Origin of the sequence: Pseudomonas sp. MMS21 TM103, from assembly GCF_022132145.1 — a bacterium.
Taxonomy (GTDB): Bacteria; Pseudomonadota; Gammaproteobacteria; order Pseudomonadales; family Pseudomonadaceae; genus Aquipseudomonas.
Map to the genome: position 1 here is coordinate 13,299 of NZ_JAJISP010000001.1, position 22,047 is coordinate 35,345.

The following is a 22,047-nucleotide window of genomic DNA, read 5'->3' on the forward strand; positions in this document are numbered from 1 at the left end:
TACCGCGGGACGGCCCGCCTCCTTCGAGGACACCTCGAATGTTCGACAAACTGCTGATCGCCAATCGCGGCGCCATCGCCTGCCGCATCCTGCGTACTCTCCGTGAACTGCGCGTAGGCGGCGTGGCCGTCTACTCCGAAGCCGACGCCGCCAGCCTGCATATCCAGCAGGCGGACGAGGCCCATAGCCTGGGCGAAGGTCCGGCGGCGGGCACCTACCTGCAAGTCGAGAAGATTCTCGCCGTGGCCCAGCAATCCGGTGCCCAAGCCATCCACCCCGGCTATGGCTTTCTCTCCGAGAACGCCGCCTTCGCCGAAGCCTGCGAAGCCGCGGGCATCGCCTTCGTCGGCCCGACCCCGGAGCAACTGCGGCTATTCGGCCTCAAGCACACCGCCCGCGCCCTGGCCAAGCAGCACGGCGTGCCGCTGCTGGAAGGCACCGAGCTGCTGGACAGCCTCGACTCCGCGCTGATTGCAGGCGATGAAATCGGCTACCCGGTGATGCTGAAAAGCACCGCCGGCGGTGGCGGCATCGGCATGCGCGTCTGCCACAGCGCCGCCGAGCTGAGCGACGCCTTCGACGCGGTCAAACGCCTGGGGCAGAACAACTTCAGCGACAGCGGCGTGTTTATCGAGAAATACATCCAGCGCGCCCGCCACCTGGAAGTGCAGGTGTTCGGCGACGGCCAAGGCGAGGTAGTGGCCCTCGGCGTGCGCGACTGTTCGGTACAACGGCGCAACCAGAAGGTGCTGGAGGAAACCCCGGCACCGAACCTGCCGGCCGGCATGGCCGAGGAACTCTGCGCGGCGGCGATCCAGCTGGCCAAGGCGGTCAACTACCGCAGCGCCGGCACCGTCGAGTTCGTCTACGACAGCGAGGCGGCGCGCTTCTACTTTCTGGAGGTGAACACCCGCCTGCAGGTCGAACACGGCGTCACCGAACAGGTGTGGGGCGTCGATCTGGTGCGCTGGATGATCGAACTGGCCGCCGGCGAGCTGCCGCCCCTGGCCGAGTTGGCAAAAACCCTCGCGCCCAGCGGCCATGCGATCCAGGCGCGGCTGTATGCCGAAGACCCGGGCCGCGACTTCCAGCCGAGCCCCGGCCTGCTGACTGCCGTGCAGTTCCCGGCCGCCGACGGCAAGGCCCTGCGCATCGACACCTGGGTCGAGGCCGGCTGCGAGATCCCGCCCTACTTCGACCCGATGATCGCCAAGCTGATCGCCTGGGCACCCAGCCGCGACGCCGCCAGCGCCGCACTCGGCCAGGCCCTGGCCGACACCCTGCTCTATGGCGTGGAAAGCAACCGCGATTACCTGCGGCAGATCCTGGTCGCTGCGCCCTTCGCCAGCGGCGAGCCCTGGACCCGCTGCCTGGAAGGCTTGAGCTACCAGGCCGACACTTTCGAGGTGCTCAGCGCCGGCACCCAGACCAGCGTGCAGGACTTCCCTGGTCGTCTCGGCTACTGGGCGGTCGGTGTGCCGCCCTCCGGGCCGATGGACGACCGCGCCCTGCGCCTGGGCAACCGCCTGCTGGGCAACCAGCAAGGCGCCGCAGCGCTGGAAATCACCATGAGCGGCCCGAGCCTGCGCTTCAACACCGACGCGGTGGTGGCGGTGACCGGCGCGGAGATTCCGCTGAGCGTCGACGGGGTTGAACAACCGCTGAATACCGCCCTGCTGATCGAGGCCGGCAGCACCCTGAGCCTGGGCACCATCGCAGGCAGCGGCGCACGCAGTTACCTGTGCCTGCGCGGCGGCCTGCAGGTGCCGGATTATCTCGGCAGCAAGAGCACCTTCACCCTCGGCCAGTTCGGCGGCCACGGCGGCCGCGCCTTGCGTGCCGGCGATGTGCTGCATATCCCGGCACTGACTGAGCGGGACAGCGGCGTGCAACTGCCCGCCGAGCTGTGCAGCGCGCTACCCGCCGTGCGCGAGATCCGGGTGATCTACGGCCCCCATGGCGCCCCGGAATACTTCACCCCGGCCTATATCGACAGCTTCTTCGCCACCGCCTGGGAAGTGCACTTCAACTCCAGCCGCACCGGCGTGCGCCTGATCGGGCCCAAGCCCGAGTGGGTACGCGACAGCGGTGGCGAGGCCGGCCTGCACCCCTCCAATATCCACGACAACCCCTACGCCATCGGCGCGGTGGACTTTACCGGCGACATGCCGGTGATCCTCGGCCCCGACGGCCCCAGCCTCGGCGGCTTCGTCTGCCCGGTGACCATCATCGAGGCCGACCTGTGGCAGCTGGGGCAGCTCAAGGCCGGCGATAAGGTCAGGTTTGCGCCGGTGGATATCGCCACGGCGCGGCAGCTGGCCAGCGCCCGCAACGAGGAAAGCCACACGCTCATAGCCCGGATGCAGCCGGCCAGCCCCCGGAATGCATCCGGACTGCAGAGCCCCATCGTCCTCGATATCGGCGAGGCCGATAAACGCCTGGTCGCGCGCCTGTCCGGCGACACCCACCTGCTGCTGGAGATAGGCGCGCCTGAGCTGGATCTGGTGCTGCGCTTTCGCGGCCACGCGCTGATGCAGGCCCTGGAGGCCAAGCAACTCGATGGCGTGATCGACCTGACCCCGGGCATCCGCTCGCTGCAGGTGCATTACCAGCCGGAAACCCTGGCCCTGAGCGACTTGCTCGGCATCGTCGCCGGCGAGTGGGACGCGGTGTGCGCCGCGCAGGACCTCAAGGTGCCGTCGCGCATCGTCCACCTGCCGCTGTCCTGGGACGATCCGGCCTGCCAACTGGCCATCGACAAGTACATGACCACGGTGCGCAAGGATGCGCCCTGGTGCCCGAGCAACCTGGAGTTCATCCGCCGGATCAACGACCTGCCCAACCTCGATGAGGTCTACCGCACGGTGTTCGAGGCCAGCTATCTGGTCATGGGCCTGGGCGACGTCTACCTGGGTGCGCCGGTGGCCACGCCGCTGGACCCGCGCCATCGCCTGGTCACCACCAAGTACAACCCGGCGCGCACCTGGACCGCGGAAAACTCGGTCGGCATCGGCGGCGCCTATATGTGCGTGTATGGCATGGAAGGCCCCGGCGGCTATCAGTTCGTCGGCCGTACCCTGCAGATGTGGAACCGCTACCGCGAAGTGGCGGCCTTCGACGGCAAGCCCTGGTTGCTGCGCTTCTTCGATCAGATCCGCTTCTATCCGGTGGCGGCAGACGAACTGCTGCAGATCCGCCGTGATTTCCCCCTGGGCCGCTATGACCTGCGCATCGAGCACAGCGAACTGCACCTGGCCGACTACCAGGCCTTTCTCGCCGAGCAGGCCGAAGGCATCGCGGCCTTCCGCACCCAGCAGCGCGGCGCCTTCGACGCCGAACGCCAGCGCTGGATCGCCTCCGGCCAGGCCCATTTCGACAGCGAGGAAGTCGTGCCCGACCTGGGCGAGGACGCGCCGCTGGGCAACGGCCAGCACGGCATCGACAGCCATATCGCCGGCAACCTCTGGCAGGTGCAGGTGGCCGTCGGCGACCGGGTCAAGGCCGGCGATGTGCTGGTGATCCTCGAGTCGATGAAGATGGAAATCCCCCTGCTCGCCCCCCGCGACGGCCTGGTCAGCGAGGTGCGCGTGCAACCCGGCTCGCCGGTGCGCGCCGGCCAGCGGGTGGTGGTCCTGGAGGAAGCCTGAGCGCAAACGCCAACCCCAGGGTGGAGCGCGCTTCACCGATCCACCCACGGGTCACATGGCCGGCGGATCGCCGGCCGCCGGATCGCCGGCCGACCCAATTGCGATACCGAAACATTGATGGTGGATGGACAACGCGCCATCCACCCGACGAACTCTCACCGTAGGGTGGGTCACGCTTCATCGACCCACCAAGCGGACTCGCACTAAACGAGGAAGCCTGACATGACCCACGAATTCGACCTGCGCCTCGGCGCGCTAAAAGCCGCCTACCAGAACGGCAGCACCACCCCGCGCCAGCTGATCGCCGCCCTGCGCGAACAGGCCGCGACGCTCAACCCCGAGTTTCACCTGTTCATCCACCTGCTCACGGCGGAAGAACTGGAACCCTACCTCGCCGCCCTCGACGGCAAGACGCCCGCCGAGCTGCCGCTGTACGGCGTGCCCTTCGCCATCAAGGACAACATCGACCTGGCCGGCATCCCCACCACCGCCGCCTGCCCGGCCTTCGCCTACACGCCTGAACGCAGCGCGACCCTGGTCGAGCAACTGCTTGCCCTCGGCGCCGTGCCGCTGGGCAAGACCAACCTCGACCAGTTCGCCACCGGCCTCAACGGCACCCGCTCGCCCTACGGCGAATGCCGCAACAGCGTGCACCCGGCCTACCCCTCCGGCGGCTCCAGCGCCGGTTCCTCGCTGGCCGTGGCGTTGGGGCTGGCCAGCTTCGCCCTGGGCACCGACACCGCCGGCAGCGGCCGGGTGCCGGCGGCACTGAACAACCTGATCGGCCTCAAAGCCACCAAAGGACTGCTTTCCACCGCCGGGGTGGTGCCGGCCTGCCGCACCCTGGATTGCGTGACCTATTTCACCGCCAGCGCCGCCGAGGCCAGCCAGCTGCTGGCGCTGACCGCCAGCCTCGACCCGCGCGATGCCTACAGCCGCAGCAACCCGCAATGGAACGATGGCTCAGCCTTCGGCAGCCCACGCCCGGGTTTCCGCTTCGGGGTGCCCAACCAGCTGGAATTCCTTGGCTGCGCCGAGAGCCCGGCGCTGTTCGCCGCCACTGTCGAACAGCTCAAGGCCCTGGGCGGCGAGGCCATCGAGATCGACTTCGCCCCCTTCCTCGAAGCCGCCCGCCTGCTCTATGAAGGGCCCTGGGTCGCCGAGCGCTACAGCGTCGCCGGTGAGCTGATCGAAGCCCAACCCGATGCGGTGCTGCCTGTGATCAAGGCGGTATTGGAAAAAGCGCCCGGCACCACCGCCGTGCAACTGTTCCGCGCCCAGTACCGCCTGCAGGCACTGAAAGCCATCTGCGACCGCATCATGGGTGATCTCGACTGCGTACTGACCCCGGCCTACCCGCGCCCGGTGACCCTCGCCGAACTGCACGCCGAGCCGGTCAAGCGCAATTCCGACCTGGGCTACTACACCAACTTCATGAACATGCTCGACTATGCCGCCGTCGCGGTGCCGGCCGGGTTCATGGCCAACGGCCTGCCCTGGGGCGTAACCCTGTTCGGCCGCGCCTTTACCGACCAGTACCTGCTCAGCCTGGCCGATGGCCTGCAGCGCCAGCACCAACTGCCGCTGGCCAGCGAGCGTGCCCTGGCCCCGAACGCGCCGAGCAGCGCCGCGCGCAACGACCGCGCGCGCCTGGTGGTCTGCGGCGCCCACCTGGATGGCTTGCCGCTCAATTGGCAACTCAGGCAGCGCGGCGCCACCCTGGTCCAGGCCACCCAGAGTTCGCCGGACTACCAGCTGTACGCCCTGGCCGGCGGCCCGCCGTTTCGCCCCGGCATGCTGCGCGTGGCCGAGGGCGGCGTGGCCATCGCAGTGGAGGTCTGGGAGCTGCCGAGCAGCGAGCTGGGCTCCTTCCTCACCGGCATCCCGGCGCCCCTGGGCCTGGGCAAGGTGCAGCTGGCAGACGGCCAATGGCTGAGCGGGTTCATCTGCGAACCCTACGGCCTGCAAGGCGCCGAGGACATCAGCCACTTCGGCGGCTGGCGCGCCTATATGCAGAGCAAGCGATAACCCCGCTGCAGGAACCAACCGATGACGCCATGCCAATTGCGCGCTAGCATGGCGCCATCATTTCGCGAGCAGAACCTTGCATGCCGTCCGTCCCCTCGACTACCAGTCAACGTCCGCTGCTCCTACTTCTCCTCGTATTGCTCGGCTGCGGCTTCCTCGCCACCTCGCTGGCCAGCTACTACGCCGCGCTCGACTCGGTCCGCGACAATATCGTCAACACCGAACTGCCGCTGACCTCGGATAACGTCTACTCCGAGATCCAGAAGGACCTGATCACGCCGGTGCTGATCTCCTCGATGATGGCCCGCGACACCTTCGTCCGCGACTGGGTGATGAGCGGCGAACAGGACGTCGCCCAGATGACCCGCTACCTGCGCGAGGTGCAGGAGCATTACGGCGCCGTCACCAGCTTCTTCGTCTCCGACCAGACCCTCACCTACTACCAGGCCAAGGGCGTGCTCAAGCACGTGGCCGCACAAGAGCCGCGTGACAGTTGGTACTTCCGCGTGCGCGACTTGTTGCAGGCACCCTACGAAATCAATGTCGATGTCGACATGGCCAATGAGGATCGCCTGACCGTCTTCATCAACTACAAGGTCTTCGACTACGACAAGCGCTTTATCGGCGCCACCGGCGTCGGCCTGAACGTGGATGCGGTGGTCCAGCTGATCGATGATTACCAGGCGCGCTACGACCGCAGCGTGTACTTCGTCGACACCGACGGCCGCATCGTGTTGACCGGCGCCACGGGCGGGCCACTGGGCGCCAAGGTCGGCCAGGCGCTCAGTGAAGTGCCAGGGCTGGAAGAGCTCCAGGCGAAGCTGCCACAGCCGCAAACCGGCGACTTCGAGTACCAGGAACAGGGCCGCGCGCACTTTCTCAACGTGCGCTTCATTCCCGAGCTGGACTGGTACCTGTTCGTCGACAAGCACGAAACCGGCGCCTTGGCCGGCATTCGCCAATCGTTGTACCTCAACCTGCTGATCTGCCTGGTGGTCACCGTCATCGTCCTGACCCTGGTCAGCCTTGCCATGCGGCGCTACCAGAAACGCATCGCCGCCCTGGCTACCACCGACCAACTCACCGAGTTGCTCAATCGCCGCGGCTTCGACCTGCTGGCCAACCAGGCGATCCAGGAAGCACGGCGCAATCCCAGCCCACTCTGCGCCCTGTTGCTCGACCTGGATAACTTCAAGAGCCTCAACGATAGCCACGGCCATCTGGCCGGTGACCAGGTGCTGCGCGGATTCGCCAACAATCTGCGCGACAACCTGCGCCAGTCCGACATCATCGGCCGCTGGGGCGGTGAGGAATTCATCCTCCTGCTCAAGGACACCTCGCTCGAGCAGGCGCGCCTGCTGGCCGAGAAAGTCCGCCGGCAGACCGAGCAAAGCGGCTTCGACTACCAAGGCGCCAGCCTGCAGATCACCACCAGCATTGGCCTGGCCGAACTGCATGCCGATGACTCGCTGAACGAACTGCTCGCCCGGGCCGACCGCGCCTTGTACCGCGCCAAACAAGCCGGGCGTAACCGCACCTGCGAAGCCAGCACATGAATACCAGCCAGTGTCCGTGCTGCGGTCAGCGCAACCAGTGCGCCCAGGCCGAGTCCGCCACGCCCGTGAGCGAGTGCTGGTGTTTCGGCGCCGCTATCGACCCCGCGGTGCTCGACAGCCTGTCGCCCGAACAGCGCAACCGCGCCTGCCTGTGCCCGCGCTGCGCCCAGGGCTTGCCGCCGAGCACAACACCACCCGCCGCCGACTAGCCATGCGCCTCGACCGTTTCCTCAGCAACCTGCCGCGCTTCAACCGCCAGGAGGTACGCCAACTGCTCGCCAGTGGTCGAGTGCGCGTGGACGGCCAGGTCAGGCGCGACAGCTGCGACGAAGTGCGCGTCTTCAGCCGCGTCGAACTGGATGACGAGGTGCTGCAGGCCGGCAAAGCCGCACGCTACTTCATGCTGCACAAACCGCCTGGCGTGGTCAGCGCCACCGAACATCCCGAGCACCGTACCGTACTCGACCTGCTCGACGAGCCGGACAAGCATGAGCTGCACCTGGCCGGCCGCCTCGATCTCAACACCAGTGGCCTGCTGCTGCTCACCAACGACGGCCAATGGTCGCGCCGGGTAACCGCGCCGACCGGCAAACAACCCAAGGTCTATCTGGTCGATACCGAAGACCCGATCGACCCGGCCTGCATCGAGGTCTTTGCCCGCGGCCTGTACTTTAGCTTCGAGGATCTGCTCACCCAGCCCGCCGAATTGCAGATCCTCGCCCCGCGCCAGGCCCGCCTGACCCTCTACGAAGGTCGCTACCATCAGGTCAAGCGCATGTTCGGCCACTTCCAGAACAAGGTCGTCGCCTTGCACCGCCTGAGCGTGGGCACGATCCTGCTCGATGAACGCCTCAGCCCCGGTCAGTACCGCGCCCTGACGGCCGAAGAAATCGCCAGTTTCGCCAGCCACTGACGCCAATTTCGCCATTAGTCACACCCTTAGCAAGCTAACCGATAAACGGTAGTCCGCTAACCAAATAAAGCCTTGCCAGCATCAGGGGCCACTGCTTAAATCCCCCCATAAGGTCTTGATGTGACCAGCCAGTCACGGACAGCCATCTAAGCGTTCCATCGGTTACTTGCGCTCTGCGCGAAAGGGTTCCTGCCTGGTAACACGACATCTCTCCAGCCCCGTGCTAAGGCTGGTGCGGATGCTCTATTTCAGCCCTTACCGATTGAAAAATAATTCTTATAAAAACCTCCAGCCTGACATTCGCTTGTCATGTCCAGGCGCTTTGCTATCTGTCCTACTTGCCCGGTAATCGGCCCCGCCCCGCCGCTTGCCAAGTACATTTTTGCGCCTGGAGAAACAACATGCAGCCAACCATCGCTGTCGTCGACATACACGGAACTTACAAGGTTCACACCGAGTTTTACTCCAGCCCCAGCGCCCGCAAGACCATCATCCTGGTCAACGGGTCACTGTCGACCACTGCCGCATTCGCGCAGACGGTCAAATACCTCAACACCCAATTCAATGTGGTGCTCTACGATCAGCCCTACTCCGGCCAATCGAAGCCGCACAACATCCACAACCAGCCGCTGACCAAGGAAGATGAAGCGCACATCCTCCTGGAGCTGATCGAGCACTTCAAAGCCGACTACCTGCAGTCGTTCTCCTGGGGTGGCGTCGCCGCCATGCTGGCCCTGGCGCAACGTCCGCCGCGCATCGAAAAAGCCGTGATCGCCTCGTTCTCGCCGCTGATCAATGCGCCGATGCTCGACTACCTGCAAAAAGGCATGGCCACACTGCAGGCCGTGGATGGCGTAGGTCTTGGCCACCTGGTCAACAACACCATCGGCAAGCACCTGCCGTCGCTGTTCAAGCGCTTCAACCATCGCCACATCAGCAGCCTGGACGATCACGAATACCGCCAGATGCACGCCCATATCGACCAGGTCGTGCACCTGGAAACCCATTGCGAGATGGAATGCCTGGCCGGCATCGACATTCCCGTGCTGTTCGTCAATGGCGAGCACGACGAATACACCTCGGCACAAGACGTGCGCGTATTCGCCGAGCACCTCAATGATTGCAAATTCGCCATCATCGACAATGCCGGGCACTTCCTCGACATGGAACACAAGGCCGCCTGGCAGCAAAGCAGCGAAGTACTGCTGAGCTTCCTGCAGAGTCAACCGCAGCGCCAAACCGGCTACCGCGCGCCGCTCGACATGCAGCATGCGCTGGCCGTATGAACCACACCCAGGCCCGTCCGCATCGAGCCGCAGTAAAAATGACTCGATGCGGACTTCATTTCAGCCGCGACTTCCGGTATAAAGGCTCCCCCAAGCGGGCGTCGTATAATGGCATTACTCCAGCTTCCCAAGCTGATAACGAGGGTTCGATTCCCTTCGCCCGCTCCAGATTGTTCAAGCTAAAGCCCTGTACTGACGGGGCTTTTTCGTTTCTGCGATGTGCTGCTGGCGAAACGCGCTAACCCAACGCCTAGCCACCCGACTTCGAAGGGGCTGCATTACCCCGACTTCCCCGTTGTACCCGGCCAGTTCCCACCCGGCCCAGGGTGACTCGATGGGCCTCGCCCACCTGAACGCTTGCCCTTAGCGCCACCACCCCCATCTTTTGCACCGCTGCTACCTTTAGCCATGACTGCGTCCTTCACTTTCTGTGGTGCCACTACGCACACACTCAACCTTCTATATAGAGTCCAGGCGGAAACGGCCTTGAACTCCGACTGTCAGGACGAAATCTGGAGCCAGCCAGCGGCCCTAACCTGATCGCAGCATTCAGATGCTCGGGGGCGAGGTGCGCATAGCGCAGCGTCATACTCAGCGAGGCATGACCCAGGGAAAGGGGGCTTTTTCGTTTCTGCGATTTGCTGCTGGCGAATAAGTGTCGAAACGGGAGGTTCAAAAGCCCGCCCGACGGGAGGCTAGATGCCAGTTGAAGCATGAAGACAGAGATAAATTGTTGTAACAATGCCGGTAATCCCCCTGCTAGAGCCGCAGGGCTACATCTCGGCAATCGCCCACTTCATAATATTCCGCTCAAACGGGGACAGCGGCATCCTATCCAGACGGCTCGCCAAGTGCCGCAACTTGTTCAGTAGCTCATTCAGGTTATCAGATGGAAAAATAGAATTTTTAATCCGCATCGAGACCTGCGTGGGAATCCCATATTCGTCCAGCGCCGTCAGTAAGGGGTCGTGGAAAAGGTTCTCCATCTGCTCAGAAAAGAAACTGAAGTCTCCTGGCTCAATGTTGCGTTGGGTGAAAACATCCGCCTGGATCTTGCTGATAGCCATGAAATCGCGAGGAAGTCGGTAGCACAAAACATTACGGATAAACTTGAGCCGGAGGTTGATGGCTTCGCTCGCAGTGGTGCCCGCTCGGTTAGTGTCGATCGCGTTCTGCAGATACGCCGAGAAATTTTTCTCCATTCGGACGGAATTGATATGAAAGGCGAGCTGAGGGCCTGAGATGATTCCATAATCCATTAGCTTGGTTTGAAGGTGATCACAGACCAGGGTACACACGTATTCGAGCTGGTTTTGTTCGGGGTTTCCTTTCCAGGTGAGCATCCGCCAACTCACTGCCAGGTTTCTGATGATTGATTCGGCGATCTCTATCTGCCGGTCAACCGGGATATGCCGATTTTCGATGAGGGTGGCTGTTGACAGCAACGGTGTGGCGTACGCTCTGTCCAGCCGTTGGCGGGAGATCTCCGTGAGGTACTCCGGCTCTAGCTTCATCAAAAGCCCCATAGGCGAGTCTTCGTTCTGTAGTCCGATCGGGTAGTCCACGGTGAGATCTTTTTCTGCCGGCGGCGCCTCAAGCATATAAACCTTGCCGATAAAGTAGCGATTCATTCGACCTGCGCGGCCAGATATATTCTTGAAGGTGAAGAAATCGAACGGAGTATTACTAACCCTACGGTCATATATGATGACGGTTTCTGCCGAGGTATTGACCCCTTCTATCATCGTAGATGTGCAAATGATGTGCTTGATCGTGCCCTCGTTGAAGAGCTTCACAAAATACTGCTGCAGAGCCCTAGGTACGCCGCCATGGTGAATGGCGATTCCGAGCGATATGGCCTTGGCGACGTTCCATTGTGGGTGGTACTCCTTCGCGATCCACTCAGCAATATCTTGGGTCTGCGCGAGCGGCGAAAACCCGCCTCTCTCGATAAGTATCTGTGCGATTTTGTTCGCGCTTGCCGGCGACTGAGAATAGATGAGGGTAGGGGTAGTAATTTTTCGGCAGAGCTCTAAAAGCTTGTCCTTGCGCGCATCTCCGTTGGTTGGCAGATTGAAATGCTCAACATCAACAGCCACTGTCGAAAAATTCGAGGGGATGAAATTGTACTCGTAAGCGTCGAGACCGTGAATGTTTTGGATATGAGGGCCGAGTAAGTAGAACTGCGCCCCTTGTCTCGCCAGCTTGTGGAAAGCCAGACTCAAATCAATCGCACGGCTGCCAGCCTCCGAGTCGCTGGACAGGTCAAGCTTGTAGAATTCATCGACAACGAAAAAACCGACGTCCTGTAGATCGTCACGCTGGAGGACTCTCTCCTGGGTCAGCAGATAGACGTTCACGCGTGCGGCGTCGGCTTCCTGTGTCGGATGCGTGATGACGTTACATCTCTGTTTGAAACGCTTGACTAGACGTCGTCGCGTTTCGTCGATTAAGGCAATGGTTGGAACGATGACCACGACCTTATGAAATTTTTCCTGGGCCAGAATGGCGTCTATCACCAGGCTTTTGCCGACGCTTGTGGATGCACTCAGCACGACGTTACGTCCTTGCATTAGCAAGCTGAACACATGAGCCTGGAGTCGGTGAAAGACCATGCCTGCTTCAACTCCATCCACCCGATGCACCTCGTAGGCCAGGCGATCTGAAATCGATATTTCATCGAGGTAAGGAGTGATGTAAGGGAATAGCCCCACCGCACGGATCATGCTCAGCAGCAGGGATTGCTCAACTTCATCAAACAAGGCGAATTTATCGAGCGCACGGATGACGAGGTCTCGCCCTTCCCACTCTGGGTTCCCCCGGTTCACGGCAACGCTGATAGCTTGGAGAAGCTCGATCCTTGAACTTGAATCTTCACCGAGCTGTTCGAGTCGCTCCTTAACTACTTCATATCTCATGTCAGCCTAAACCCTGCAACGTGAGTTGAACTCTTTGATCAAGTTCTGGATGCTTTCGAGAGGCACAAGAAACACTGCGATTCGGATTTGATCCATTTTTTTTGGCAGTTGGGCTTTCAATGAACTGTAGTGATCATTGATCTCGTGCTTCAGTCGATCAACATAGTCAGAGAGGTATCCAGAGGATAAAGCATCACTGTCGTAAGCCAGTAACACAGGGAAGCACAACACCTTCAGCATCTCTTCGGCAGGCGCATTTCGTTCCAATGCTCTATTAAAATCATCCGAATTGGAGCGAAGGTGATTCGGCTCGCGCAGTGAGATGATGATATCGCGCTCGTTGGTCATTGCGGCTTTGTTAATTGTGGAATCCAACGTGCTGCAAACTTGAGCCATAGTCTGGGCCATGGTTCCGACTGTAATCATCCTCGACAACCCCAGCCAAAGTTGATCACCCTCACCCGAGCGCTGAACAATATGGGCGTTCCCAAATTCAGACAACCCTGTATTTGAGGCAAAAAACACTTTGCAGGCAATCGGCTCACTATTTTCTTTATTTCTCAGGATCACATGCAGAATCAGTTCAGCAATTAGCTTATCGCGCTCCATACCATTCTGAGTAAACGTAGCAATCGCCTTTGCCAAAATCGTCTGAGCATGGTGAACCTGAAAATTCACGATCTCGCTGGCTTGCAGACAAAACTCGGGAAGCCACTGAACCAAATGCTCAGCGAGTTCCCTATGCCTCCACTCACCAAAATCATACTGGACATCGTACCCTGTTAGGCTGCGTAGCAACCCCTCCTCTGTTGCGGTATGGAACTCGACGAGAAAAGGAGGAGGCTTGGATTTATAAGGCTTCGAGTATGCGACGTTTTTGCTATCAGCCGCCGCCAGGAGTGCATTGAGGCGATCCATGGCAGCGGCGCGCGTAATGACTTTTTGTGCAGGTTCGGAGATGACGTTTGCAGTTGCCGCATCATCTGCCCAGCCCAGAAACTCGGCATAGATTGCCTGCTGTTGTTTGTGTGTGGGCCAAGAACCTTGAAGATCAATAATTTCTGCCAGTTTGCGTAAATTCACCGACTCCAGCGCGTCCACATCGCCACAGACTTGCCACACAAAACTATCTACCCAATAACAAAAATCCCGCCCCATAGGTGAACGTGTATTCTTGAGCGTCTTAGCAAGGACAGCCCCACGGCTGGTCGCAAGGTCAGGCAGAGTTCGCTTTTCAATTTCTAGTTTGAAGCAACTCAAAGCTTTGGCGGTGTCGCGCTTGGTGACCATTCGGAACAGAGCTTTTCCAGGACGGCAGTCACACAGTAGTGACTTCTGAAGTAACGAAGTGTCAGCCCGGCCTTTGTCCAGAGCGGTTGCTTCACTCTGGTTCCACTTGCTGTCACCCTCAGTCGTTTTGACCTGAATATATTCGTTAACCGTCTCACCAGACTGGTGAGAGACCAGCACGATGTCGTCAGCAGTCTCACACTCGACCTGCTGATAACGGTTATCGCGGACCATCTTCAATATGAAGGAAACGGCAACGTGATCTTGATACTTGAAACCTTGCCTTGCCGCAGGCCCCCCTTTGTTTGATGGGGTATTGATACGCACCATGACGTCCCTGTATTGCTTGAGTCGAGCCGATTACGTCGGCCTGCTAAGCCCACTCAGGGGTAGCTGACGCACGTGTTGATGCGAAAGCTACCACTAATGGCAATTGGCCGACTATCCCTGTTCGCTATCTCATCACAGTCGTGGAGCCCAAGATAAGGCCGAGGATGCTTACCAGAGCGGGGGGTAGTCCAATGTGTCGAGAGAGTGTCGAAATCACTGATTTGGGAAGGCCACAACTGATCAGAACCAAGAAATCAGGAGCCGCCAAACAGCCAGCTTTGGACAACGTAGGTCATCGATTACCAAGGCTGCAACAGGATTCGATTCCCTTCACTCGCTCCAGTCCTCTATTTCCACATTCCCACGCATGCAGTTAAAAACCCTGAAAACCGGCCATTGAGCCGGTTTTCGTGCGTTTGAACGGCCTCTTTCAATCCCTCTCGGTCATGTATGGCTATCGGTGTGATTGCACGGCTGTGTCCCAGCCAGGTGCCTGCCTCGCTGTTGCAGCGCAGGACACCGCGTTATTGCCGTTGAACGAAAACAGACTCTTGTCGCGGCTCAGAAGGACTCGATGATGCGTCCAAGCACGGCCATCGCCTGCTCGCTCTGGGCGTTCCAGGGGTGGCCGTAGTTCAAGCGCGCGCAGTTGCCGAAACGCCGGGTGGCCGAGAAGATCGGCCCGGGGGCCAGGCTGATGCCCTGGGCCAGGGCGAGCTGGAACAGTTGCAGTGTGTCGACCTGCTTGGGGAACTCGAACCAGAGAAAATAGCCGCCGCTGGGCCGGGTCACCCGCGTGCTGGCCGGAAAATGTCGGGCGGCGGAGGCGAGCATCGAGGCCTGCTGGGTTTCCAGGGCATGGCGCAGCTTGCGCAGGTGACGGTCGTAGCCGCCGTGCTGCAGATAGTCGGCCAGCGCGGCCTGGGCCGGCACCGAGGGCGAGATGGTGGTCATCAGCTTGAGCCGGCTGATCTGCTCGGCATAGCGCCCGCCCGCCACCCAGCCGACCCGGTAGCCCGGGGCCAGGCACTTGGAGAACGAACCGCAGTGCATCACCAGGCCGTCGCGGTCGAAGCTCTTCACCGGTTTGGGCGGCTGCGTGCCGAAGTACAGCTCGGCGTAGACGTCGTCTTCGATCAGCGGCACCTGATGACGGTGCAGCAGTTCATAGAGGTCACGCTTCTTCGCCTCGTTCATGCTCGCACCGAGGGGGTTCTGCAGGCTGCTCATGAACCAGCAGGCCTTGATCGGCAGCTGTTCCAGGCTGCGGGCCAGGCTGTCCAGGTCGATGCCTTCGCGCGGGTGCACGGGGATTTCCACCGCCTTGAGCTTGAGCCGTTCCAGCACCTGCAGGGTGGCGTAGAAGGCCGGCGATTCGATGGCCACCAGGTCGCCGGGCTGGGTCACGCATTGCAGGCACAGATTCAGCGCTTCCATGGCGCCGGTGGTGATCACCAGCTCCTCCAGCGGCAGCATCACGCCGCTGACCATGTAGCGCAGGGCGATCTGCCGGCGCAGGTTGGGATTGCCTTCGGTCATGTCGGCGATCACCGCGTGGGCCGGCATGTCGCGCACGCTGTGCGCCATGGAGCGGGCCAGGCGCTGCAGGGGGAACAGGTCGGGGCTGGGAAAGGCCGAGCCGAAGGCCACGGTGTTCGGGTCCTTCAGCGAGCCGAGCACCGAGAACACCAGTTCGCTGACATCCACCTCGGTGGTGTGCGCCTGGGTCACGCCGATGTCCGGCTCGGCCAGGCTGCGCTGCGCATGTTCGCGGACGAAGTAGCCGGAGCGCGCCCGGGCGACCAGCAGGCCGCGGCTTTCCAGCAGGTAGTAGGCCTGGAATACCGTGGATGGGCTGATCCCGTAGGTGCGGCTGGCGTGGCGCACCGAGGGCACTTTCTCCCCGGGAGCCAATACGCCGCTGCGCACCAGTTCGGCAATTTCGGCGGCGAACTTCTCGTAGCGCTTCATCGTGTCGAGGCCCAGACGCTCGGTAAATGGAACCTCATACTCTACGGGCTGACGACTGTTCATGCGATTCCCTAGCGATTGAGCGGCGCGACAAACGCACTTTTGGCGGTGACCCGCTGCGTCGGCTCGGCGCTATCGGACACCGCGAAATACAGCGGCTGCGACACGCTGGCGGCGTGCTCGGCGACCAGGACGACGCTGACCGGCACATCGACGATCTCGCCGGGGGCCAGGGCCAGCTGGCGTTGGCCCTGCAGCTCGAAGCCCTCGCTGTCGGCCAGGGAGATGCTGTAGTGGCGTGCCTGCTGGGTCTTGTTGATGACCTTGAGACGGTAGATGTTCTCGATCTGTCCCTGCTGGTTTTCCCGGAACAGGCCACGGTCCTTGGTCACGTCCAGCGACACCAGGGCGCGCTGGTCCAGGGCCCAGACGAAGGCGGCGATCATCACCAGCAGCATGGCCGCGTAGCCGACCAGGCGAGGCCGCAGCAGCTGGGTCTTGCCGCCGGCCAAGGCGCGCTCGGAGGTGTAGCGGATCAGGCCCGAGGCATAACCCATCTTGTCCATGACGGTGTCGCAGGCATCGATGCAGGCCCCGCAGCTGATGCAGTCCAGTTGCAGGCCATCGCGGATGTCGATACCGGTCGGGCACACCTGCACGCAGATCGTGCAATCGATGCAGTCGCCGAGGCCTTCGAGCTGCGGCACGCTGTCCTTCTTGCGCGGCCCGCGACTCTCGCCGCGAGCCGCGTCGTAGGAAACGATCAGGGTGTTGTCGTCGAACATCACGCTCTGGAAGCGCGAGTAGGGACACATGTGCAGGCACACCTGCTCGCGCAGCCAGCCGGCATTCAGGTAGGTGGCGGCGGTGAAGAACAACAGCCAGAAGGCCGTGGTGGCACCCAGGTTGAAGGTGAACAGGTCCGCCACCAGTTCGCGCACCGGGGTGAAGTAGCCGACGAAGGCCAGCGCCGTGACCAGGCTGGCTGCCAGCCACAGGCCGTGCTTGGCGCTCCGACGCAGCAGCTTGTCCACCGACCAGGGCGCGGCGTCGAGCTTGATGCGCTGGTTGCGCTCGCCCTCGGTCACCTTTTCCACCCACATGAAGACCCAGGTCCACACGCTTTGCGGACAGGTGTAGCCGCACCAGACCCGGCCGGCGAACACGGTGATAAAGAACAGGCCGAAGGCGGCAATGATCAGCAGCGCCGAGAGCAGGACGAAATCCTGCGGCCAGAAGGTCGCGCCGAAGATATGGAACTGGCTGTTGCCCAGGTCCCAGAGCACGGCCTGGCGCCCGCCCCAGTCCAGCCAGGCGGTGCCGAAGAACAGCAGGAACAGCGCGCCGGCGCCATACAGGCGCAGCGAGCGGAACAGACCGGTGAAGCTGCGGGTATGGATAGGGCCGCCGGCTTTGGCCGGCGTCAACTGGATGGGGCGGCGTGGGTCGATCGTGTCGATGACCGTGGCGGGGATACGTTCGCTCATGGGCTGAGCCTCGTCTGGCTGCAATCAGGTGCGACGCATCATCGGCCCAGGCATGTATCGATAACAGACTCAGATTTTCCAATAAAAAGCGGATCAGCTGGACAGGTTGTCGCAGCTGCAAACCCTTTTCTGTCAGCAGCAGATCAGCCTGCAGCCAATGCGGCGACAGATTTACGGCCTATCTGATCCGGTTTTTTCAGGTTTACCTGAGGCTGTTTTGTCGAGCGCCTGCCCGCCATAGTTGCAGGCACACGGTCAGCCCGCTGCAGGCAGCGTGCGGCCGGCGATCAGTTCTGACGAGGTGGCCCATGTACCAATACGACGACTACGACCGCGCCCTGGTGCGCGAGCGCGTGGCGCAGTTTCGCGACCAGATCGCGCGGCGCATCAGCGGCGAGTTGAGCGAGGAAGAGTTTCTGCCGCTGCGCCTGCAGAACGGCCTGTATATGCAAAAGCATGCCTACATGCTGCGCGTGGCGATTCCCTACGGCACCCTGTCGGCGCGACAACTGCGCACCCTGGCGGGCATCGCCAAGGACTACGACCGCGATTACGGGCACTTCACCACCCGGCAGAATATCCAGTTCAACTGGATCGAACTGGAACAGGTTGGCGACATCCTCGAACGGCTGGCCGAGGTCGAGATGCACGCCATCCAGACCTCCGGTAACTGCGTGCGCAACATCACCACCGAGGCCTTTGCCGGGGTCGCCGCGGACGAGCTGCTCGACCCCCGGCCGTTGGCGGAAATCCTCCGCCAGTGGTCGACGGTCAACCCGGAATTTCTCTACCTGCCGCGCAAGTTCAAGATCGCCCTGTGCGCGGCGCAGGAAGACCGCGCGGCCGTGATGATGCACGACATCGGCCTGTACCTGTACCGCGACGCGGCCGGCGAACTGCTGCTGCGGGTGATGGTCGGCGGCGGCCTGGGCCGCACCCCGATCCTCAGCCAGCAGATCCGCGAGGGCTTGCCGTGGCAGCACCTGCTGTCCTATGTCGAGGCGGTGTTGCGGGTCTACAACCGTCACGGCCGACGCGACAACAAGTACAAGGCGCGGATCAAGATACTGGTCAAGGCCCTGGGTATCGAAGCCTTCGCCAAGGAGGTCGAGGCCGAGTGGCAGCACATCAAGGACGGCCCGGCGGAGTTGACCGAAGCGGAGTATCAGCGGGTCGCGGCGGCCTTCGACGCCCCGGCCTACGCCAGCCTGAATGACGCCGATCTCGACTACGGCAGCGCCCTGGCGCGCGACGCCGCCTTTGCCCGCTGGGCGTCGCGCAACGTGCGACCGCACAAGGTGGCGGGCTATGCCTCGGTGGTGCTGTCGAGCAAACCCGGGCCCAGTTCGCCGCCCGGGGACGTGACCTCGACGCAGATGCACGCGATCGCCGACCTGGCCGACGACTACGGCTTCAGCGAAATCCGCATCGCCCACGAACAGAACGTGGTGCTGCCGGATGTGCGCAAAGCCGATCTGCATGCCCTCTACCGGCGCGCCCTGAGCCATGGCCTGGGCACCGCCAATATCGGCCTGCTGACCGACATCATCGCCTGCCCCGGCGGCGACTACTGCTCCCTGGCCAACGCCAAGTCGATCCCGATTGCCCAGTCGATCCAGCAGCGCTTCGCCGACCTCGACGCCCTGCACGACCTGGGTGAGCTGAGCCTGAACATTTCCGGCTGCATGAATGCCTGCGGCCACCACCATATCGGCAATATCGGCATCCTCGGCGTGGATAAGAACGGCAGCGAGTGGTACCAGGTGACCATCGGCGGCTCCCAGGGCAAGGCCAGCGCCCTGGGCAAGGTGATTGGCCCCGCGTTCAGCGCGGCGCAAATCCCCGAGGTCATCGACGGCCTGGTCAAGACCTACCGCGACTACCGCGAGGCCGACGAGCGCTTCGTCGATACCGTGCAGCGCATCGGCCTCGAACCGTTCAAGCAGCAGGTGTATCGCCAGGCGCAGGTGCCGGCATGAACAACCTGATTCGTCTGTACGCTGGCCAGGCCCGACTGGTTGCGGATGATCCCTGGCAATGGGTGCGCGAGCCGACCCAGCCCCGGCCCATCGGCCCATTGATCCTGCCGTTGGCGGCCTGGCTGGCGCGGCAGGATGAGGCCACGCTCAAGGGCGAGCGCTTTAGCCTGGACGGCATCTGCCTGAGCCCGGACGACGAGGTCGAAAGCATTGCTGCTTATCTGCCGGTGCTGCCGCTGATCGCCATCGAATTCCCCAGTTTTCGCGATGGCCGTGGTTACAGCCAGGCCTACCTGCTGCGCACGCGGCTGGGCTGGACCGGCGAGCTACGCGCGCTCGGCGATGTGCTGCGCGACCAGCTCAGCCATATGCGCCAGTGCGGTTTCGATGCCTTTGCGGTGCGTGCGGACAGATCCGCCGAGGACGCGCTCAAGGGCCTGGCGGGGATGAGCGTGCTCTACGGCCGCTCGGCCATCGAGCCACGGCCGTTGTTCCGTCGCCGCAGTGCGGGTGAGGCCCCTTGATGCTTAAAGGGCTGACCTGGCTGCTGGCGCTGCAACTGGTGGGCAACCTGCTGAGCGCCTTGTGGCTGCCCATGCTGCCGGGCGCCGTGATCGGCATGCTGCTGTTGTTCGGTTACTTGCTCATGCGCGGCAAGGTGGATGAGCCGCTGAACCAGGCGGCCAGTGGCCTGCTCAACTACCTGCCACTGCTGCTGGTGGTTCCGGCCGCCGGCATCATGCTGGCGGGCGATGCCCTGCGCGAAGACGGCCTGGCAATCGCTGCGGCCCTGGTGCTGTCGTTGCTGGTGACCATCCCCTTCTGCGGCTGGCTGATGCAGCACCTGACCCGGCGCATTGAGCGTAAGGCGGCGGAACCTTGATCAATCTTCTGGAACTGCAGACGGTATGCCGCGCCCTGGTCAGCCATCCGTTGTTTGCCTTGGGTTTGACCCTGGTGGCCTTCCAGTTGGCGCTCTGGCTGTATCGGCGCAGCGGCTGGTTGCTGCTGCAACCGGTAATGGTCGCCATGTTGCTGGTGGTGGCGGGGTTGTTCGCCAGCGGCCTGGATTACACCACCTATCGCCAGGGCGCCGCGCCCATCGCCTTGCTGCTCGGCCCTGCGACTGTGGCCTTGGCGGTGCCGCTGTACCACAACCTGAAACGCATTCGCCTGCTGGTATTGCCGATCCTGCTGACGGTCCTGATCGGCGGGGCGCTAACGGTACTGCTGACCGTGCTGATCGCCCATGGTCTTGGTGCTCGAGTGCCGGTGCTGATGACCCTGTCGACCAAGTCGGTGACCATGCCCATCGCCATGCTGGTAACCGAACAGCTGGACGGCATCGTGCCCCTGGCCGCGGTATTTGTGATGCTCACGGGTGTCATAGGGACGGCTCTTGGTCCGCTGCTGTTGCGCTGGGCCGGGGTCGACCATCCGGCGGCCCGCGGGCTGAGCTATGGGATCAACGCTCACGCCATTGGCACGGCTCGGGCATTGGAGGAAGGCGAGGAATCCGGTGCTTTTGCGGCGCTGGCGATGAGCCTGCTCGGTGTGCTCACGGCAGTCCTGCTGCCATTGGCCATGAGCTGGCTCTGAATGCACCGTCCGGTCACGTGCGCGTAGTAGTCGCTCAGCGCTCTAAATCCGAATGGTCACAATGGCCACCTAATGCAAATAACCGCGCGGCAGGCTCGTTTGAGCGCAGGGCCCGGGTCGATTCGAGCGGCGCGCAGCCAAGCCGGCTCAACCATGCGCTGCTCGCCCCTGCCAGGACGGCCAGCACCCTCGGCCGGCCCGCTGGCATCCGCCTCAGTCCACGGCAAAGCAGTACAACAGCCCCGCCCCGCCGGTACTCCTCAGGCCTTCATCGCTGCAGCCCCGCGTGGGGTGCGAGGAATTCCAGGAGCGCGACGGCGCGTCGTCGCGCAAGCCCATGCGGTCATGGTGGCCGACCTGGGCAGAGCCCTCACCGCTGCTGGTCCAGTTGCCGCAGGTGAGGTCTTCGCCCGCGGCGAACGCCGTGCCGTCGGCCTGGGAGCCGGTGAGGATGTCGTGCATGTTCGGCGTGTCACCACGGCCCTTGATCGGCGCGCCGTGTTCGTCCAGGGCAGTGTCCTTGGCCAGATGGTTGTCGCCATGCAGTTGCGCGACATCCTTGGCGATGACCACCCCCTTGGCGTTTTGCCAGGGCCCCTTGCCGATGCGATCACGGGCGTTGACCGCCGCCGCGCCATCGCTGGCGCTAGTGCTGAGGTAGGCGTGCCAGGTGTGCTGGCCGGCCCCGACGGCACCGGCCAGCTTCAGGCAGTGCGCGTCGGCGCCCGCCAGGCCACCGAAATTGGCGCCCTGACCCGATCCCTCGCTGGTGACGAAGAAGGTCATGTCGGCTTGCTCGGCCTGACTGGCGAAACTGCAGGCCAAGGCCAGCAGGGCCGCCGGCAGGACGAGTGTGCGAGTCATCGTGTGCATGTGCGTGTCTCCTGCGAAATCGGCTCCCCCGAACCAGCGTGTGATGGACAGGCTGAAGCCTAGATGAGTGGCATCGACGGTGCGCATCCAGCACGCCACCATCCGTCGCGCCATGCTGGCTGTCATGGCTACTGCTGAGGCGCTACCGCACGGGAACACAGACCCGGCAA

The 22,047-nt window shown here is 62.6% G+C and carries 15 protein-coding genes and 1 tRNA gene; 11 read left to right on the forward strand and 5 right to left on the reverse strand.

Annotated features, from left to right (window positions below):
- Positions 1-38 precede the first annotated feature (38 nt).
- The 7 genes from uca (at position 39) to LJY18_RS00095 (ending at position 9,598) form a co-directional block, all read left to right on the forward strand.
- Positions 39-3,647, forward strand: coding sequence for an urea carboxylase (gene uca, locus LJY18_RS00065; RefSeq protein WP_238039685.1), 3,609 nt, complete (start codon positions 39-41; stop codon positions 3,645-3,647).
- Positions 3,648-3,869: 222 nt separating this feature from the next.
- A complete protein-coding gene (gene atzF, locus LJY18_RS00070) occupies positions 3,870-5,675 on the forward strand; it encodes an allophanate hydrolase (protein WP_238039686.1) in 1,806 nt (601 codons plus the stop codon).
- An 80-nt stretch (positions 5,676-5,755) separates the two neighbouring features.
- Complete coding sequence (locus LJY18_RS00075; protein ID WP_238039687.1) at positions 5,756-7,231, forward strand: sensor domain-containing diguanylate cyclase; 1,476 nt, start codon at positions 5,756-5,758, stop codon at positions 7,229-7,231.
- Positions 7,228-7,440, forward strand: a complete 213-nt coding sequence (locus tag LJY18_RS00080; protein WP_238039688.1) for a cysteine-rich CWC family protein — start codon at positions 7,228-7,230, stop codon at positions 7,438-7,440. Before LJY18_RS00075 ends, LJY18_RS00080 begins: the two co-directional genes overlap by 4 nt.
- 2 nt (positions 7,441-7,442) lie before the next feature.
- Positions 7,443-8,144, forward strand: a complete 702-nt coding sequence (locus LJY18_RS00085) for a pseudouridine synthase (RefSeq protein WP_238039689.1) — start codon at positions 7,443-7,445, stop codon at positions 8,142-8,144.
- A gap of 401 nt (positions 8,145-8,545) precedes the next feature.
- Positions 8,546-9,430 carry an alpha/beta fold hydrolase gene (locus LJY18_RS00090; protein ID WP_238039690.1) on the forward strand — a complete coding sequence of 295 codons (885 nt, stop codon included), beginning with the start codon at positions 8,546-8,548 and terminating at the stop codon, positions 9,428-9,430.
- A 94-nt stretch (positions 9,431-9,524) separates the two neighbouring features.
- A tRNA-Gly gene (locus tag LJY18_RS00095) sits at positions 9,525-9,598 on the forward strand.
- Positions 9,599-10,203: 605 nt separating this feature from the next.
- Here LJY18_RS00095 and LJY18_RS00105 read toward each other — a convergent pair.
- The 4 genes from LJY18_RS00105 to ccoG form a co-directional block, all read right to left on the reverse strand.
- On the reverse strand, positions 10,204-12,348 hold the full coding sequence (locus LJY18_RS00105) for a DEAD/DEAH box helicase (protein WP_238039691.1): 2,145 nt from the start codon (positions 12,346-12,348) through the stop codon (positions 10,204-10,206).
- Positions 12,349-12,354: 6 nt separating this feature from the next.
- On the reverse strand, positions 12,355-13,968 hold the full coding sequence (locus LJY18_RS00110; RefSeq protein WP_238039692.1) for a HamA C-terminal domain-containing protein: 1,614 nt from the start codon (positions 13,966-13,968) through the stop codon (positions 12,355-12,357).
- Positions 13,969-14,529: 561 nt separating this feature from the next.
- A complete protein-coding gene (gene mapR, locus LJY18_RS00115; RefSeq protein ID WP_238041079.1) occupies positions 14,530-15,939 on the reverse strand; it encodes a GntR family transcriptional regulator MpaR in 1,410 nt (469 codons plus the stop codon).
- A 71-nt stretch (positions 15,940-16,010) separates the two neighbouring features.
- Positions 16,011-17,426: a cytochrome c oxidase accessory protein CcoG gene (gene ccoG / locus LJY18_RS00120; RefSeq protein ID WP_238039693.1), complete on the reverse strand. Its 1,416-nt coding sequence runs from the start codon at positions 17,424-17,426 to the stop codon at positions 16,011-16,013.
- A 308-nt stretch (positions 17,427-17,734) separates the two neighbouring features.
- Here ccoG and LJY18_RS00125 point away from each other — a divergent pair, with 308 nt between their 5' ends.
- From LJY18_RS00125 to LJY18_RS00140, 4 genes are read left to right on the forward strand one after another with little or no spacing between them, the layout of a single operon-like run.
- Positions 17,735-19,405, forward strand: a complete 1,671-nt coding sequence (locus LJY18_RS00125; protein ID WP_238039694.1) for a nitrite/sulfite reductase — start codon at positions 17,735-17,737, stop codon at positions 19,403-19,405.
- Positions 19,402-19,929: a DUF934 domain-containing protein gene (locus LJY18_RS00130; RefSeq protein ID WP_238039695.1), complete on the forward strand. Its 528-nt coding sequence runs from the start codon at positions 19,402-19,404 to the stop codon at positions 19,927-19,929. Before LJY18_RS00125 ends, LJY18_RS00130 begins: the two co-directional genes overlap by 4 nt.
- Positions 19,926-20,288 (forward strand): CidA/LrgA family protein, encoded by a 363-nt coding sequence (locus LJY18_RS00135; protein ID WP_238039696.1) that lies wholly within the window; start codon positions 19,926-19,928, stop codon positions 20,286-20,288. The genes LJY18_RS00130 and LJY18_RS00135 overlap by 4 nt, the downstream gene beginning before the upstream one ends.
- Positions 20,288-21,004, forward strand: a complete 717-nt coding sequence (locus tag LJY18_RS00140; RefSeq protein WP_238041080.1) for an LrgB family protein — start codon at positions 20,288-20,290, stop codon at positions 21,002-21,004. Before LJY18_RS00135 ends, LJY18_RS00140 begins: the two co-directional genes overlap by 1 nt.
- 213 nt (positions 21,005-21,217) lie before the next feature.
- Here LJY18_RS00140 and LJY18_RS00145 read toward each other — a convergent pair whose 3' ends face one another.
- On the reverse strand, positions 21,218-21,877 hold the full coding sequence (locus tag LJY18_RS00145) for a hypothetical protein (protein ID WP_238039697.1): 660 nt from the start codon (positions 21,875-21,877) through the stop codon (positions 21,218-21,220).
- Positions 21,878-22,047: the final 170 nt, after the last annotated feature.